This is a genomic window from Gemmata algarum (genome assembly GCF_034097035.1).
Classification (GTDB): Bacteria; Planctomycetota; Planctomycetia; order Gemmatales; family Gemmataceae; genus Gemmata; species Gemmata algarum.
Genome location: NZ_JAXBLV010000235.1, coordinates 1 through 16,302, shown reverse-complemented (window position 1 = coordinate 16,302; position 16,302 = coordinate 1). Strand labels below are relative to the sequence as shown.

The following is a 16,302-nucleotide window of genomic DNA, read 5'->3' as shown; positions in this document are numbered from 1 at the left end:
AATTCAATTATCTATGATCTCGAAATACCTGAACCGAAACAAGACAATTTTCCAGCAAACACGCCGGGGCATTCGAGTCATCGCCTTCTTGGGTCATCCCAGCTCACGCTGACGATCGCACCGGAAGCCGTTCCCTTCTCACCAAGTGTCAGTTCCAGCCACAGCGTTTCGTCGAACAAGCCTTTGGCGTAGAAGCCCAGCAACCACCGCACGCCCTCGTCTCTCGGTTGGTCAACGTCTGGCTCGCCCAGCATCTCCACCAGTTCGGCGCGGCTCTTCCCATCAAGCAGCTTCTTGTCAGAAAGGTAACGGGCCATCCCGACCCGGTGGCGACCGTTCCCCGCTCGCCACAAGTCACGGTCGAAGGGCATCGGCTCGATCTGGCCGGGGACGTACCGGGAGTCAAAGGCCGCGAGGAGCGGTCGCAGGAGCAGGCCGTTGCTGATCGGGCAAAGGGCACACAGCCCGACAACGCTCGCTCCCAGGATGACCGCGAGCGCGGTGCTCTTACGCCGTTGACGTGTTCTGTCGCTGCCGGTCACGCGCGCCCCCTCTGGTCCCGACGGGTTCGGTTCCGCAGTTTACCACCGCAGCGCCCGCACCGGGAGTCCCCATGTCCGAACCGAACCAGCCGTACATCGCCATTCAAGTCCCGATGATGCCGAAAGACACGAACCGGCACGGGACCCAAATGGGCGTAGTTCTTGGCAACATCAGTTGAAGTGGTTCAGAACTTACCAGCAGCAAATCGGCTACTCTAACCTTCTGTACGGGAACACGGCGGGGTAATGCAATGAGTAAGCGAGACGGCCACTTTCAGCGGGTTGAAGAGTACAAAGCGCGTTTCCGCTCACTTTCGGCTGAGAAGATCAAGTACCGCCTTACGAATTTCGAGACGGTACTCTACCCGGAAGCAAGAATTGCCCTTCGACAGTTACTTAAAGAGCGAGGGGAAGAAATCACTCCAGACGCTCTCGAAAACGAGTAGCAAGCAACCTTCGCATGGAGCAACCGTGAGTGAGCCGTACATCGCCCTGCAAGTGGTGATGATGCCAAAGGACGCCTACGGGCACTCCTCGTTCGGGACGTTGCCGAATGGTGGTCAATACACCCTTTACAGCACCAATTTTCGGTGAGCGGGTGGCAACATGGGCGACAACCAACCGGACGAGAACACGCTGGAGTGTGGAGAGTGCGGTCGTGTGTACCGCTACCGAAGGAACGGGCGGATGCGTGTTCCTGGAGCATTCGTGTGTCGTTGCGGGCAGGACATCTTCATCTGGACCGCTGACGAGAGCATCGACTACGATTTCGAGTTGATCCGTTTCGGCTGGACGGACGCATCTGATCCGTCGCTGGAATGAACACCGCAGACTGTCCCCGGAACAGGTGAGAGCATGTCCGAACCGAACCAGCCGTACATCGCCATTCAAGTCCCCATGATGCCGAAAGACACGAACCGGCACGGGACCATCTTCGGGGGCGTGCTGCTCTCGTACATCGACCTCGCGGGGGCGATCACCGCGCAGCGCGAGTTGCAGCTCCGCGGCGGCAACCCGAAAGCGTCGTTCGTCACCGTCGCCATCAACCGCGTCGAGTTCAAGAAGCCGGTGCTGGTCGGGGACGTGGTGCGGTTCGAGACCAACGTGGTCAAGACCGGGCGCACGTCGATGACCGTTCACGTCGAGGTGTTCGCCGAGCGCGGCGCCGACACCGTCCACGTCACCTCCGCGGAGGGGGTGTTCGTCGGCGTGGACCTCTCCACCCCCGAGCGCAAGCCGGTGGAGCTGTTCCCGGCGGCCGGAACCTGACCCCCGCCACCGGGAAGCGCGCGCCGGCCGGTTCTTCATCTTGTTCTGCCGTCTCGGCGGGCGTATACCAAATTCTGATCGCGCGCCGCCCGGTAGTGAGACCGTACAATGAGCTTTTCCGCGTTCCACCTGTACTTCGACGACCTGGAAGTGGGCCAGGAGTGGACCTCGGGCGGGCGCACGGTCACCGAAGGGGACATCGTCAACTTCGCCGGGTTCAGCGGCGACTTCAACCCGATCCACATCGACCACGAGTTCGCCAAGGGGACGCCGTTCCGGCGGCCGATCGCGCACGGGTTCGCGGTGTTCTGCATCGCCAGTGGGCTGAGCCTCATCGCCCCGCCCATGCGCACCATCGCGCTGCTCAAGGTGGTGGACTGGAAGTTCAGCCAGCCGGTGTTCATCGGCGACACCGTCCACACCCTCAGCCGGGTGAAAGAGAAGATCCTCCGCGGCCGCGGGCGCCGCGGCGAGATCCTCTGGTACCGGGCCATCGTCAACCAGGACGGCAAGACGGTGCAGGAGGGCGAGGTGTCCACGCTGGTCGAGTGCCGCACGCCGGCCCGCGAGGCCGCCGACCGCGACGCCCGCACCGCCCCGAGCAGCAGCGGGACCGTCTGAGGACGCGCTCCGGCGGCTCGGGTCTGTTTCTTGTGGCACAGACATTCCTGTCTGTGCGGCGCGAGAAGATCGCACAGACAGGAATGTCTGTGCCACAAAGTCAACAGCCGCAACAGGCACCAGCAGCGAGACCGCGAATGCGGACGCGCGGGGCGCGCGATTCGGCAGGCGGAATTGAAGGCAGGAACCCGGGCCGTGCTCGAACCTCGGCCCCGGTTCCCGTATCCTGGCCTTCGGTTCCGCGATCCGAATTCCGAACTCCGCGCTCCCTATGTCCGTTCGCACACGATTCGCGCCCAGCCCCACCGGCTACCTCCACATCGGCGGCGTGCGCACCGCGCTCTTTAACTGGCTCTACGCGCGGCGCCACAACGGGCAGTTCGTCCTCCGCATCGACGACACCGACGCCGCCCGCAACCGGGCCGAAGCCGTGCAGCCCATCCTCGACGGGTTCGACTGGCTCGGCATGGACTGGGACGAGGGGCCGACCAAGGACGCCAGCGGCGACAGCTTCGGCCCGCACAAGCCGTACTTCCAGAGCCAGCGGAACGATCGGTACGTCGCCGCGGCGATGGACCTGATCGCCAGCGGCCACGCCTACCCCGACTACACCACCCAGGCCGAGCAGGACTCCCGCCGCGACATCGCGCAGCGGATGAAGAAGGCGTACGTCCACCGCGGCAGCAACCGCGACGTGGCGCCCGAGGAGAACCTGCGCCTCTATAAGGAGAAACCGGCCCCCGTGCTGCTGAAGGTGCCGGACGGGCAGACGGTGGCGTTCGACGACCACGTGCGGGGCCGCGTCGAGGTGAGCACCGACACGATCCGCGACCCGGCCATCCTCCGCGCCCCCAACGACAAGGGCGTGTGCGGGGCGCTGTACGCGTTCGCCACCGTGGTGGACGAGATCGATTTCGGCATCACGCACGTGATCCGCGCCGAGGAGCACCTGTCGAACACGCCGGTCCAGTTGCTCATCTACAACGCGCTCCTGCACCAGGCGCCGGGGAAGAAGCCGCCCGAGTTTGGGCACATCCCGCTCGTCTATTACAAGGGCGAGAAGATGAGCAAGCGGAAGCTCCCGCCGCTCTCCGCGATCGAGATCGGCGCCCTGAAGGCGTGCGGGTGGACCGACGACGAGATCAAGGGCCGCGACGACCTGAACATCGCGACGGTCGCGTACTACCGGGCGCTGGGGTACCTGCCGGCGGCGCTGGTCAACTACCTGCTGCGCCTGGGCTGGTCGCTGAACGACACCGACGAGTTCATCCCGCTCGACGTGGCGGTCAAGAACTTCAGCCTGGACCGGGTGACGAAGGCCCCCGGCAACTTCGACGAGAAGAAGCTCATGTGGCTCCAGACGGAGTACATGAAGCTGCTCTCGCCGGCCGAGAAGCTGGAGCGGTCGCTGCCGTACCTGCGGCGGGCGAAGCTGATCGGCGACCCGCTCCCGGACGCGACCCGCGAGCTGCTGCTGAAGATCGCCGAGGCGTCCGCGGACCGGATCAAGCTGCTGTCGGACTTCGTGTTCTACGCGGCCCCGCTCGTCAAGGACGCGATCGAGTACAACCCGAAGGCGGTGGCCGACAAGCTCGCGAAGCCGGGCGCCGCCGACCGGCTCCGGGCCTACGCCGAGGAGCTGAAGGGCGTCGAGCCGTTCGACGCGCCGACGCTGCTCGCGGGCTTCATGGCGTTCGCGACGAAGCTCGGGGTGAAGCCCAAGGACCTCGACGGCCCGGTGCGCGTCGCGGTGACCGGCGAGACCACGGGCTTCAGCCTGCCGGAAACGCTCGCGCTGCTCGGCCGCGAGAAGGTGCTCTCGCGCATTGAGGGCGCGCTCAAAATGACGTAAACTGAACCGAGGGAGGGCCGGGGATGGTCACGCCGATGTTGCGCGAACTCGCAGGGCCGTTCCCCATGCGCCCTCTTTTTGAGCGCTCGTGGTACGTGCACGAGCGGACCGCACGCGAGCTGACCGAGGCCTGGGCCGATGCCTGCTCGCAAGCCGTTCAGAACGGCTCGGCGGAAGAGCTCCACGCCGCGCGCGACAACTACCAGGGAATCTTGCTCGGCCACCTCAAGATTCTCGACGGGTACCTCATGCTGTTGAACCACGTCCCGGAACAGGCCCTGGAGGCCGAGCTCACCGACTCCATCAAGCGGACGCGCGACACGGTTCAGAAGCATTACGACGCGCTGTTCCCGCGGTGGCAGACGATCGACGACCTTGAGGCGATCCTGCTCGAACGGGTTTCGCCGTCGAACGAACAGCTTAAAACGCTTGCGGCGACCCACCGACCGCCGCAAGCGTGGTTCGATGAGGATCACAACGCGCTCACGACGCCGGAGTGAGCCGCCGTGAGTTCGCCCCTCCAACAAGGCCGCATCGTGTGGGTCGAACTCCTCGACCCGCAGGGCCGCAACCCGAAACGGCGCCCGGCGGTTGTGCTCACCCCGACCGCCGAAATCGAACCCGGTGGTGAGATCGTCGTCGCAGCTCTGAGCACGCAACTCGATCAGTCCCCGGCGGACGTGTCGGTCGAACTGCCCTGGCACCGCGACGGCCACCCGCGGACCAAGCTGAACCGGCGGGCCGTGGTCGTGTGTACCTGGCTGGTGAGGCTCCCGGTCGCGTCGGTCGGGCCGAACGACCTCGGCGGCACTGTGCCGTTCGCGCCGATGGCTCGTATCCTGGAAATCGTCGCCGCGTTGCGAACGGGCCGCGCGGCGCCGCCACCCGAACCGCCCGCGACCGAATCAGACTCATGAAAGAATTCGACCTCATCGGCCTCGGCAACTCGCTGGTCGACATCCTCGTGGAGCTGAGCGAGGAGGAGTTCGGCCCGCTCGGGTTCGAGCGGGGCACGATGCGCCTCACCGAGCGCGACGAGCAGCAGAAGCTGCTCGGGGCGTTCCGCCAGCGCGAGCCGCGGCTGGTCAGCGGCGGGAGCGTCGCGAACTCGGTCATCGCGTGCTCGCAACTCGGCGGGCGGGGCGCGTTCATCGGGTGCGTCGGCGACGACCGGTACGGGCTGCACTACAAGGAAGAGTTCTCCGAACTCGCCATCGACTTCACCAACCCGCCGCTGGTGGGCGAGACGACCGGCACGTGCGTGAGCATCATCACGCCGGACGCCGAGCGCACCATGCGCACCTGCCTGGCGGTGTCGAGCCACCTGGCCGACCGGCACGTCCCGGCCGGCAAGATCGCGGCGAGCGAGTGGCTGTTCGTCGAAGGGTACATCTTCGCGAACCCGGCGACCGGGCAGCTCGCCATCCGCGAGGCCCTTCAGGCCGCCAAGGCGAACGGCACCAAGGTCGCGCTCACCTGCTCGGACGCGTTCGTCCCGCAGGTGTTCGGCGACGCGTTCCGCGCCGCCCTCGCGCAAAGCGATCTGCTGTTCTGCAACGCGACCGAGGCGGTGGCCGTCGCGGGCGGGAGCGGTGCCGCGGCGGCGTTCGAGAACCTGAAGGCGCTCGTGCCCAACGCGGTCGTCACCGACGGCCCGAACGGGGCGTTCGTGCGGTACCACGGCTCGGAGTGCCACGTCCCGGCGTTCCCGTGCCAGCCGGCGGACCTGACCGGGGCCGGCGACATGTTCGCGGGCGCGTTCCTGTACGGGGTCACGCACGGCGTCCCGGCCGAGACGGCGGCGCGGGCGGCGAACTTCCTGGCCATGAAGGTCATCACCCAGATCGGCGCCCGCCTGCACCACGGGGCGAAACAGTTCTGGGCGGAAGCGTGTGTGTAACGGGCGGGCGCCGAAGCTCGGTGCGAGTGGAGCGGCCCAACACCGGCAGCTCAAGACACGCGGCGAAACGAATTCCGTTCGGAGCGGCGCGTGCGCCGAAGCTCGATCGAGAAGCCCAGAAGAGTGTGACAGGATCAACAGGACCGACCAGATTTCAAACCGATCTGTCTTCATCCGGTCGATCCTGTTGATCCTGTCAAAACCGGCCTTCGTCAGCACGAGGCCCGCGTGGGCCGGGGCGGGGCCGCGACCGTCCACCCGTTCTCAACACCAACCACCAACGGCTGAATACCAAACGTATGGCACGCAGACGGACGTTCATCGGCATCGACATCGGCGACGCGATCCGCGGGAGCGCGAAGGCGCTCCAAAAGGAGCTCGCGAAGGTGGACCCGGGGGTGAAGTGGGTGACGCCCGAGAGCATGCACGTCACGCTGCTGTTCCTGGGCGACGTGGACGACCGCGAGCTGCACGCCGTCTGCAAAGCGGTCGCGACGGCCGCGCGCGCGGAGCCGTCGTTCTCGCTGCGGGTGTCGGGGCTGGGCGTGTTCCCCAACGCCCGCCGCCCGAAGGTGGTGTGGGCGGGCGTCACGGACGGCGCCGACGTTTTGCGGCGGCTGCACACGGCCCTCGAAGAGAAGATGCTGGCGCTGGGCGGCTACCGGTCGGAAGAGCGCGGGTACACGCCGCACCTGACGTTGGGACGGGTCAACACCCCGGAGGCCGCGGTTGCGGTGGCGGCCGAGTTGCCCAAGCGGACCGCGTGGCAGGGCGGTCGGGTGATGGTGGACGAAGTGCTGGTCTACGACAGCGAGCTGAACTCCGACGGCCCGGTGTACACGGTCGTGGGCCGTGCCCCGCTGGCCGGACAGTGACCCCGGCGCGCAGCGAAGGTTCACGCCGGCGCGCCTCGTCTGTTCCGCCACTTCTGCGGCCGATGGCCGCAACCGGGAATCACCCCCCGGTTACCGACCCGTGCGGTGCCCCTCCGCCCGCCCAAGCTCGCGCTACAAATTCCGTAACAGTACGCCAAAACCGGTCATGCTGAGAGCGCCCGAGGGTAAGCGATGACGGAAGCGGAATGGCTCACGGGTGGAGACGCAGAGGAAATGCTCCCCCTTTGCGGTGACACAAGAAAGCGTCGATTGTGGGCGTGTGCCTGCGCTCGCGGTGTGCTGCATTTTCTTAAAGACGAACCATTTGAAGGCGCACTACTGGCGTGCGAATCATTTGCTGATGGTGCGATACAGCGGGATGAATTAATGACTTTGCAAAGCGCCGTATCCAAGGCGAAAGATCAGCTTCCGGATGGATCGGAGAGCCAACACGCGGCATGGGCGGTGTATTGGGCGAGTGATTTCCGTCGCTTTACTCAACTTCACCGAACGGCGGCTCGTGTGCGGTTTGCATACCGCGCACGCAGTTTGGAGAATGTTGAAATGACGCGTCAGGTCGCGCTGGTCCGAGACATCTTCGGAAACCCTTTTCGCCCGGTCACCTTCTCCCCGTCCTGGCGCACGGACACCGCCTTATCACTTGCTCAGGGCATGTACGACTCACGCGACTTCGGCGCGATGCCGATTCTCGCGGACGCCCTTCAGGACGCTGGGTGCGACAACGGCGACGTGCTCGACCACTGCCGCGACCCGAAGGGCATTCACGTCCGCGGGTGCTGGGTGGTCGATCTCGTCCTGGGGAAGAGTTAAGCAGGCGGTCGCGGCTCGTTTTCAAACGTTACAAACAGCCTCGGCCGTGTGCTGAGGGCTTCCGCGATGCCCCCCACCACACGAACCCATCTGCGGTGTCGCTCGCAAGGGCCGACGTTCCATTTGTGCAACTGTTGTCTGGTTCATTGGTGCATCCGCCCCGAACGGTCTCCCGGCGTGGGGTGTCGAAAAGCGGCCTGTAAAGACCCAATCAGTCGGGAACGGTAACCACCTCGCCACCGGACCGCGTGGCGAGAGCGGGGAGGATGTCATCGGCCGCGTAGCTGAGGAAGCGGACGCTCCCGTCGCAGAAGGCGAAGTTCGCACCGCCGGCGTGGGTGGACCAGAAATGGAACGCGTCGCACTGGAGATCGAAGTTCCCGCCCGCGAACCGGTAGGGGCCGGGCGGGCAATACGCTTCTGACGTGTTCCGCTCGCGTACTCCCAGCAGCATCTCGGCGGACCCGTCCTTGTTTTGCCCCCACCCCCGGTACCACCAGCCCAACCGGTTGTCCGGCGGCGGCGGGCGCTCTCCCGCGAGCAACGTGTTGCTCGCCCCGTCCGAAACGTCCGCGATGGTGGTCCGGGAGTCGAGGTACAGGAGCCCATCGTTCTTGTACTGGTCCGTCCCCTCGACGCCGAGATACGAGGTGAACGCGACCGCGATCGCCCCGGGGGCCACCGCCGGCCCGGGGGCTCGCGGGTCGGAGGGGCAAGCAAAGTGTCTGACCGGCGTCGCCGACAGTTGCGCGTGCGGCGCGTGCCCGTAGAACTTCGCCGGATCGAGGTCCGTGGCAAAGGCCCGTTCGACCTGCTCCCAGAGGGGGCCTTGTTCGAGCCACGGGAGCGTGCGGGCCAACCACCCGAGGTACGGGCGGTTGCTCCCGCCGGTCGCCCCGCTGAGACCGGTGGGGAAGCGCCGTTCGGTGTCGTGGTACTGGTGGAGCGCCGAACCGATCTGCTTCAAGTTGTTCTGGCATTTCGCCCGCGCCGCCGCCCCGCGCGCCTTTTGGACCGCAGGAAGGAGTAGGCCGATGAGCACCGCGATAACGGCAAGTGCCACCAGCAGTTCAACGAGCGAGAACCCGGGCCGGGGGCGCGCGCGCAGCATGACGGTCCTCCGCGGTACGGTCACACCTGGGTCGCTTCCGCCCGCCCGGCCCTCTTGCGGGCGTAAACCGCACCCGCAAGGATGACGAGAGCGCCCAGTGCGACTCCCACCCACGTCAGCCAGCGCGTTTTCGCCTTCGCGTCTTCCGACAAGAGATAACCGGGCTGCTCCCCGGGCGCGAGCCACCCGTGCCCGCCCACCCCGTCGTAGGTCTCGGCCTTGGCCGGGATGCTCAAATCGAACGTCTTGTCCGGGATGTCGCCGTTCAGCACCAAGCGGGTAACGTTAACGTCTTCGGTCCAGTATTCGGCGAACGTCCCCGGCGGGTGCTCGCCACAAACGCTGCGCTGCTTGACGCGCATCGGCATCCGGACCGGGTCGCCCGTCGGGTTGTCGATCACCGCGTAGTCACTGAAGTGGTGTATCTCGTACACCCGAAAGTCTTTGTCCCGGCCCAGCTTCGTAATCAGCCGCCGCTCAACGAGCTGGGAATTTGAATCGAACAACAAGACAAACCGGGTGCGGTAGTCCTCTCTGGGGTGATGAACGAAGACCCGCGTCCCGGGTTTCCCGCCGACGTCGGCGTCGGTCGCCGTGAACCCCGCTCCGCGCTCGACGATCTCGGAGTACGGTGTGTTCTGGTAGTAATGGGTGAAGGAGAAGGGGTGGGTGCGGTTCATCGCGTTCCAACCGGCACCTTCGACGGATCGCACCGAGCCGATCGTCTTGTCCGGGTTCTGGTCCACCGTGCGAACGAACTGGCCGTCGAACGCCTTGATCGCCGGTTGCGCCGACCGCTCGTCGTCTTCCGGTCGGAAGGTCTCGATGCGCTCTTTTTCCCCCTTACGCCACCACCGAGCCTTGTAGCTATTGGATTTCGCAAACCCTTCTGAAATGATGAAATGCCCGGCCTCCCCCGGCGCCCCGCGCGACCGCCACACCTCTTGAATGACCGGAATCATCTCGGGCCGCGTCGGCGTCATGGTGACTTCGAAACTCGCCTCGGCCGACCTGAGCAGCCCTTCTTCATACCGCAACCGCCGAACGAGTGACTCTCGTGTGATCCGGCGCGGGGGTTGAGCGCGGGCTTCCGAAACCGCCCCCGCCCCCCAACTCGTGAGGCAGAGGGCGATCCAGATGGCGCGGTGCGGACGAGGTGTCAGGCGCATGATTTTTGTGGGGACGGAGAAACGATCTGAGAGTGCCGGGGAGAATGCCCCTCCCCGGCGGGGCCGGCGGTTCGATCGTCAGGGGCAGGGGCCGGCACCGCTGCCGGCATCCCGGAGCGTCGCGCACGTTCCGGACTGCACCTGATTTGCCGACGTGCAGGAGCCACACGTTCCGGCCCCCCCGCTGATAGTGCCGACGTACCGTTTGTTATTTTGGCACACGGATGCCCCGCTGTAATCGCATTGGGTCCCTGTGCCCAAGGGGCAGCACATGAGGCGGGCGTCCGTTTTCTCGCAACGGGCACAGTCCGAAGCGCCCTCGACGAACGAGTCGTTACACGCGTAGGACTTCTTGCACGGATCGCTGCCCGCCGGCGCGGGCGCGTCGCCGAAAATGCCCGCGAGTTCGACGGCCGACAGGGCGCGCCCTTCGGGGCGAGCGCTCGCGCGCGGGGACGAGAGCAGAGCCCCGAGGGCCAGAAGGGCACCGACCACGCCCAGCGCCCGCGCCGTCGTGCGCGACCACCGGATTTTCACAGGCGCATTCATGTCTCGCATCCTCTCAATCGTGAGTGCCGGCGGTGCCCGAACCGTTCGCACCTCACCGACCACCGGCCCCGCCGGCGAGGTTACTCGCGCGTTCCTTCGGCCCCAAACGCCGCATCGCCGAGGTACAAGTGAAAGACCCGCTGGACCCCCGCGGTCTCGACGACCAACTCGGCCCGCCCGCGGTGGCGGGGGGCCGCCCCCGTCGGCTTCAAGGTGATCGACAGCGTGTCGCCGCCTCCGGCCTGCTGGATCGCGAGCACGTCGTGCAGCTTGGGGTCCCGCCACGCCACGTTCCAGCCCCCGGCCGCGGCCACGCCGGTGTGGACCTTTGCGACGACCTTACGGCTCCACTCCCGGTCCAGTTCCGAATCGGGGACGTGGGCACTCGGGACGGACAAATCGATCTCGGGCATCACTTCGACGGCGAGGTGAAACGACGACGCCAACTTTTGCTCCGCCTTGTCGGCAAACACCTTGATCTGCCAGCGGTGCCAACCCACCGTCGGCACACCCGCGGAGCGAACCACAAGGGCGTGGCGCCCCGCGGCGGTCGGTCGAACGTCAGCCGTCAAAGGCGCCCCGGCCGGAACTTCGACCCGCAACTGTTCCGGGCGAAGTGTCGGGGGAATGTCGAGGCCGACCTCGCACGCGACCGGCCGATTCGGCAACCGGTCGCGGAGTTGCAGGGCGGGGGTCTCAAAGCCGACCGGTTGCTCCAAGTACCCCCGCACGGGGACCGTTACCGTGCCGGTGGGTAACTGATTGGTGCGCAGGGTCAGGCTGTAGGTGAAGCTCCCGAGCCGCGTCTCCGTGCCGCGCACGCGGAGCTTGGTGCTCCCGCCGGGAGGTATTTCCTTCGCGTCGGCGGCGGCGCTGAAGCACCGGCAGTCGGCCTCAATCTCGTTAATGACGAGCGGCGCGGTTCCGTCGTTCGTGATCGTCAGTTCCGCCTGCCAGTTGCTCAGGTGAATTCGCCCGGCGGTGACCAAACTTCTCGACAAGCGAATGCGGGGGCCTTGCTTGCCGCCGCCCGCCGTCTCGTCCGGGCCGAGCCCCAGTTCGCTCCGGTCGAGCGGCGTGCGGGACACGAGGAGCGCCACCCCTTCTTGACCGAACATTCGCTCAAACACCGACTCGGGAACCGCGCCTGGCGCGCGGAGCGGTTGCGAAACCAGCACGCCGTCCGGGACGAACCCCGTCACGGCCGCGAACCCGACCTTGTTCAGCCGAACGATCGCCTTGTGCCCCATGCGCTTCAGCTTGTCAGGGCTGACCTCCACGCCGAGCGTGTGGAGGCCACGCGCCTCGGCCAACTGCTTGAGCCGGAGAAGGTCGATGCCCTCGTTCCCGGCTTCCCCGATCAGTTGGTCCGCCTCGGCCGGAGTGACGGGCACTCCCAAAGCGTCGAAAACGGCGATCAACGCGAGCGGCCCACACGCGATTTCCTTTAAGAACGCCTCGCGCCGAATTCGGCGATAGTCGGGGAACAAGCGCGGGGAATCAATCGCCTCATCGGATAGAGCGATTACCGTCCCGACCTCTTGGAGCAGTACGGCGGGGGAGTTCGTCGCCTTCGTGACGATCCCGTCCTTGAGGAGCAGGAAGAGCGGCGGGTTGAGCACCCAGCGGTGCCGGGCCGAGAGCCGGGCTTGAAAGAACGCCGCGTCCCGGCCGGCGGGCCGCGTTTCACGTTCAGTGAACGGTGGCATTTCAACGAGCGCGACGCGCGTTCGGCTCGACGCGTCCGCCAGCTGTCGCGCCAGCCCCACGTAGAGCGGCAGCGCGCTCTGACACTTCGGGCAGTCGGCGTGGTAAAACATCACCACCCACTCGCCGCTCGTTAACCGGTCGCCGCCGTCGATGTATTGAGCCAAGGGGAACGAATGACCGAGCCACTCGTCGGGGCTCAGGCGAATCGTTTCGCCTTCGGCGAGCACCTGTTCGCCGCCGAAGGAACGTGGGGCGGACCGAAACGCACCGGCGAGCCCGACGCTCAGCCCGAGTCCGGTGACCGCGAGCGCCGCGACGCGCCAGCGCCGCCCCGCGACGCTCGGCCCGACGGAAACCCCTGCGGCACACAGGGCCAGCAGCAGGATCGCCGCCGCATCGAACGCGACCGTGTACCACGGCGGCACGACGACCCGCCCGAAGCACCCGCAGGACGTGTGCCCCGCGACCGCCTTATCCAGCGCGACGCCGAGAAAGGCGACGAAGCATCCGGCCGCCAGCCACCACGACACGCGCGGCCACAAGCCGAGGACGAGCCACACCCCGAACAACGTCTCTGAGAAGACCGAACCAACCGAGATGACGCCCTCGGGGCCACTGGGCGCGCCGCCCTCCACGGCGAGTTCATGCCCTTTGAGAAGTCCCGCCGCGCAAAGGGCCGCGCCGAGAAGTCTTGAAACGACCGAGTAAGGCAGTGGCCGAAGTTTCATAATTCTCCGCCGAGAGCGACCAGCTAGAGAAAGACAATATTACAAATGTATATTCCATTCACGGGAGATTTGTTAAGCCGCCTGAAATTAGCAGTTGCCAGTCCGCCGTGTCAACGAAAAATTCCGGATTAAATTCGGCTCACTTAGTCTTATTCGTTCACCCGCGATGCGCCGTCCGCCGGAACCACGGCCGACACGTCCCGGCACCCGCGCACCACCCGGTGAGGGGCGATCCGCCGGCCACCCGGCGACGGCGGCACGAGCCCGACAACACCCTCCGCGGCCCCGGCCGGACGGGGATGGTCCGAGGGCGCCGGCCCCAGTTCCGCCGGTGTGGAACTCGACGACGAGATGCCCATCGGCGCGGAGCAAGGTCGCCCACCGCCCCCGCGAGCCCGCCCCCTCGTCGCGCCCGACCGCTGCTGGTCGCTGGGCGCGCACGCCACCCCCGTTTGACGGCACCGCTACCCGAAGGGCGCTCACGTCCGCGGGTGCTGGGCCGTCGATCTCGTCCTGGCGAAGGGCGAGGGCTTCCGCAACGCCCTCCGCACGCGTGCGGGCGGTGAACGGACATGTTCCCGCTGGCCGAGGTGCTCCGCGCGTGCCGCGTCCGGGTCGGTGCCGAAGATGGCGTTTGCCGCGAACCTTTTTGGCCCATTGACCGGTCTGGTGGTAGAACAACGGGAGTCGGGTACGGCGGTTTCGGCTCCGACTTCTTCGGGGCGGGCACCGTCCGGGGCGTTTCGGTGCCCCGGGTGTAATTTCGGGTGTGGTGCCGTGGTTACGGCGATGTCGGAGACGTGCGGAATCTGCTGGACATTAAGCCGCGTGCGCCCGTAGCTCAACTGGACAGAGCATCCGCCTTCTAAGCGGAAGCGTGTGGGTTCGACTCCCACCGGGCGTACTTTCCTCTTCCAGTCCCGTCCCCTCTCGTTCGTCCTCGTTTGCCTTGTTTTCAAGCATTTTGAGCGGCTGAGCGATTTCACTTACTTCCTCAGCCGCTTCCGATGGTTTTCGCCCCTTCTCGCCTTCTGCTGCTCCCGTTGCTGCTCCCTGCTGCTCCCGACGACCGGATGCGCTCTGCCCGGGAAGCGCTAAACGAGCCACGGCCGCGGCGGTGTTCTGGAGGTTGACGTGCGCGTACCGATCCATCGTCAGCGTAATTGTGGAGTGGCGGGCCAGTTCCTTCGCGTCCTGTGGTGCGACTCCCGCGCTTACCAAGTTGGTAATGAACGTGTGCCGCAAGGAATGGAAATCGGCTACTTCGTTCTCCCGGTTCCGGTAGGCGAGGAAATCGGAACTCTCACGCCGTGCGGCCTCTTCGGCGCCTACTTCACTCACCCATGCGGTGCGGGCCACTTCGAGGTCGCGGCGAATCATGTCACTGCCTTCGTTGTGTTCGGCCCATTTGCCGGCCCACAACCGTTCGGACACAGACTTAGTGGTCAACCAAGCCCGCAGTTCCGCGACCAGTTCCGTATGCAGTGGAACCTCATCGCGCCGTCGGTGCTTCGAGTACGCAGCTTCGACCACAACAATCGGAGTCGTCGCGTCGAGAGCAAACGAGGCGGGTGTCAGGCTCGCCAATTCGGACGCGCGAAGGCCGGTCATCCCCGCAACCAAGTACAGCGCAGCGCGGTCTTGACCGGTGAGCCGACGAAACGATTTTCCCGTCCGTGCCGCAGCGAGCAGTCGGGACAGTTCGTCTGCCGATAGGGCGCGGCGCTGGTGCCGCACGTCCACGCTTGCGTTAACCCGAACGAGATGTCGGAACGGGTTCTCCGCGCACCGCCGCGTTTTCACGAGCCAGTTACCGAACGCCTTGAGTGATTTCGTGTAATGGTTCGACGATGCCGGGCCGAAGCCGCCTTCCTTTTTCGGTGTTCGACGACGTTCGGCCAGCCACTTCTCGGCAGCCTCTGCATCCAGGTCACGGAGCAAAGCGAACTCGCAGCCCTCGAACACGATTTCACATCGCCGTGAGGTCTGCTGGGCTTCTTTCAGTGTCGACGCTTTGTCGAGAACGTACTGCTTGTATGCGACCAGCAATTCCGCGAGCGGTGAAGCGCGGTGATCGGCGTACTGGTCCCGCACGCCAGCTTTCTCGGCTTCGATCTTCTTGAGCAGGTCGGCGAGCATCACCGCCGCGGCGTCCCGGTTCGGGCTGAATCGCACCCGCTTCCGCGTACCATCGGCGAACCGCACGTCGGCCGCCCACTTCGCGGCCGGCTTCAGGTACTGCTTACCGTCTTCGGAGAGCGGATACAGAACCGCCTTGCCGCGCTCCCGCAGCCGGACGTGCGGTTTGCCGTCCTTGGTGACGATCTCGGGGTTCGCGGGGAGCGGGTACGGGCGGGTGGGCTTGAACAGCGAGGCCATGAGCGGGGCACCTTTCTGAGAACGGTCGGCGCGGCGGGTGCGGTTCTCAGGTCGCAGTTCCGCCGCGCCGACCAAAGGTTGATGGAGTATAGCAGGCGCCCGCGGCGGGCGCGATCTCGGTCTGTCAGGGTCCTTCCGAGCCACCGCAACGCGGTGTCCCGTACACGGAGCCCGCGGGCGAATGGACACAGTAACGGGTGGGGACAGACAGTGTTCCGGTGCTCACCCGTTCCGGGTGCGGGCGCGTTCGGGCGCCCCGGCGGAAGGACCCGCGGGCGCGGGCAGCAGGGTCACCACCGGCGGGCGCCCCTTGCGTCGGTCCACCGACACCAGCCCGGCCCGCTCCAACGCGCACAGCCCGCGGTGGGCGGTGCGCCGCGGCACCACCAGCCGCGACAGGTTGAGCGGTACGGCCGCGCACTTCCGGCACCCGGCCTCGTACCACGCCACCAGCCCGACCGCCAGGGCCTGGCCCGGGAGTCGCGCCGCCGCCTCGATCCACCGCCACGGGACCGGCCCCTTGAGGAACTTTTCCCAGGGCCGGTGCCGCGGCGGGCGCGCTCGGGGGCGCTCGAACTCTGACGGCTCGCGGAGCTTCGACAGGTCGAACGGGTCACTCATCACCGGTTCCTCTTGTGTGAAATACCAGACAGAACCAATAAGACTGGGCGGGTGCGCCGAACTGGCACACCGGGTGTGTCACCAATGGCCCAACTCCACCTCGTGGGCTTCGGCGAGCAGTTGCGCTACGGCGTCCCACATGCGG

The 16,302-nt window shown here is 66.2% G+C and carries 15 protein-coding genes, 1 tRNA gene and 1 pseudogene; 11 read left to right on the top strand and 6 right to left on the bottom strand.

Going from position 1 to position 16,302, the window contains the following annotated elements; all coding sequences use genetic code 11:
• Positions 1–77: 77 nt before the first annotated feature.
• A complete protein-coding gene (locus tag R5W23_RS29915; protein WP_320689549.1) occupies positions 78–542 on the bottom strand; it encodes a hypothetical protein in 465 nt (154 codons plus the stop codon).
• A 471-nt stretch (positions 543–1,013) separates the two neighbouring features.
• On the opposite strand from R5W23_RS29915, the gene R5W23_RS29910 reads away from it, so the two are divergent.
• The 10 genes from R5W23_RS29910 to R5W23_RS29865 all read left to right on the top strand — a co-directional run bounded on the left by R5W23_RS29910 (position 1,014) and on the right by R5W23_RS29865 (position 7,890).
• Positions 1,014–1,136 (top strand): hypothetical protein, encoded by a 123-nt coding sequence (locus R5W23_RS29910; RefSeq protein ID WP_320689548.1) that lies wholly within the window; start codon positions 1,014–1,016, stop codon positions 1,134–1,136.
• 93 nt (positions 1,137–1,229) lie between these two features.
• Positions 1,230–1,364: a hypothetical protein gene (locus R5W23_RS29905; RefSeq protein ID WP_320689547.1), complete on the top strand. Its 135-nt coding sequence runs from the start codon at positions 1,230–1,232 to the stop codon at positions 1,362–1,364.
• A gap of 33 nt (positions 1,365–1,397) precedes the next feature.
• A complete protein-coding gene (locus R5W23_RS29900; protein ID WP_261186008.1) occupies positions 1,398–1,811 on the top strand; it encodes an acyl-CoA thioesterase in 414 nt (137 codons plus the stop codon).
• Between the two features lie 108 nt (positions 1,812–1,919).
• Entirely contained in the window at positions 1,920–2,432 is a 513-nt protein-coding gene (locus R5W23_RS29895) for a MaoC/PaaZ C-terminal domain-containing protein (RefSeq protein WP_010041765.1), read from the top strand.
• Positions 2,433–2,703: 271 nt separating this feature from the next.
• Positions 2,704–4,284 (top strand): glutamate--tRNA ligase, encoded by a 1,581-nt coding sequence (locus R5W23_RS29890; RefSeq protein WP_320689546.1) that lies wholly within the window; start codon positions 2,704–2,706, stop codon positions 4,282–4,284.
• A 23-nt stretch (positions 4,285–4,307) separates the two neighbouring features.
• Positions 4,308–4,784 carry a hypothetical protein gene (locus R5W23_RS29885; protein WP_320689545.1) on the top strand — a complete coding sequence of 159 codons (477 nt, stop codon included), beginning with the start codon at positions 4,308–4,310 and terminating at the stop codon, positions 4,782–4,784.
• A 6-nt stretch (positions 4,785–4,790) separates the two neighbouring features.
• A complete protein-coding gene (locus R5W23_RS29880) occupies positions 4,791–5,201 on the top strand; it encodes a type II toxin-antitoxin system PemK/MazF family toxin (protein ID WP_320689544.1) in 411 nt (136 codons plus the stop codon).
• Positions 5,198–6,184, top strand: a complete 987-nt coding sequence (locus R5W23_RS29875) for an adenosine kinase (RefSeq protein ID WP_320689543.1) — start codon at positions 5,198–5,200, stop codon at positions 6,182–6,184. Before R5W23_RS29880 ends, R5W23_RS29875 begins: the two co-directional genes overlap by 4 nt.
• 299 nt (positions 6,185–6,483) lie before the next feature.
• Positions 6,484–7,059 carry an RNA 2',3'-cyclic phosphodiesterase gene (thpR, locus tag R5W23_RS29870; protein WP_320689542.1) on the top strand — a complete coding sequence of 192 codons (576 nt, stop codon included), beginning with the start codon at positions 6,484–6,486 and terminating at the stop codon, positions 7,057–7,059.
• Between the two features lie 564 nt (positions 7,060–7,623).
• A complete protein-coding gene (locus R5W23_RS29865) occupies positions 7,624–7,890 on the top strand; it encodes a hypothetical protein (RefSeq protein ID WP_320689541.1) in 267 nt (88 codons plus the stop codon).
• Between the two features lie 211 nt (positions 7,891–8,101).
• Here R5W23_RS29865 and R5W23_RS29860 read toward each other — a convergent pair whose 3' ends face one another.
• The 3 genes from R5W23_RS29860 to R5W23_RS29850 form a co-directional block, all read right to left on the bottom strand.
• Positions 8,102–9,001 (bottom strand): DUF1559 domain-containing protein, encoded by a 900-nt coding sequence (locus R5W23_RS29860; protein ID WP_320689540.1) that lies wholly within the window; start codon positions 8,999–9,001, stop codon positions 8,102–8,104.
• A gap of 20 nt (positions 9,002–9,021) precedes the next feature.
• A complete protein-coding gene (locus R5W23_RS29855) occupies positions 9,022–9,984 on the bottom strand; it encodes a hypothetical protein (RefSeq protein ID WP_320689539.1) in 963 nt (320 codons plus the stop codon).
• An 815-nt stretch (positions 9,985–10,799) separates the two neighbouring features.
• Complete coding sequence (locus R5W23_RS29850; protein ID WP_326522222.1) at positions 10,800–13,157, bottom strand: Ig-like domain-containing protein; 2,358 nt, start codon at positions 13,155–13,157, stop codon at positions 10,800–10,802.
• A gap of 830 nt (positions 13,158–13,987) precedes the next feature.
• Here R5W23_RS29850 and R5W23_RS29845 point away from each other — a divergent pair.
• A tRNA-Arg gene (locus tag R5W23_RS29845) sits at positions 13,988–14,061 on the top strand.
• A 236-nt stretch (positions 14,062–14,297) separates the two neighbouring features.
• On the opposite strand, the pseudogene R5W23_RS32840 reads toward R5W23_RS29845, so the two are convergent.
• Both R5W23_RS32840 and R5W23_RS29840 read right to left on the bottom strand, forming a co-directional pair.
• Positions 14,298–15,296 (bottom strand): annotated as a pseudogene (locus R5W23_RS32840) (tyrosine-type recombinase/integrase); the annotation flags it as partial.
• 462 nt (positions 15,297–15,758) lie between these two features.
• On the bottom strand, positions 15,759–16,157 hold the full coding sequence (locus R5W23_RS29840; protein ID WP_320689537.1) for a hypothetical protein: 399 nt from the start codon (positions 16,155–16,157) through the stop codon (positions 15,759–15,761).
• Positions 16,158–16,302: the final 145 nt, after the last annotated feature.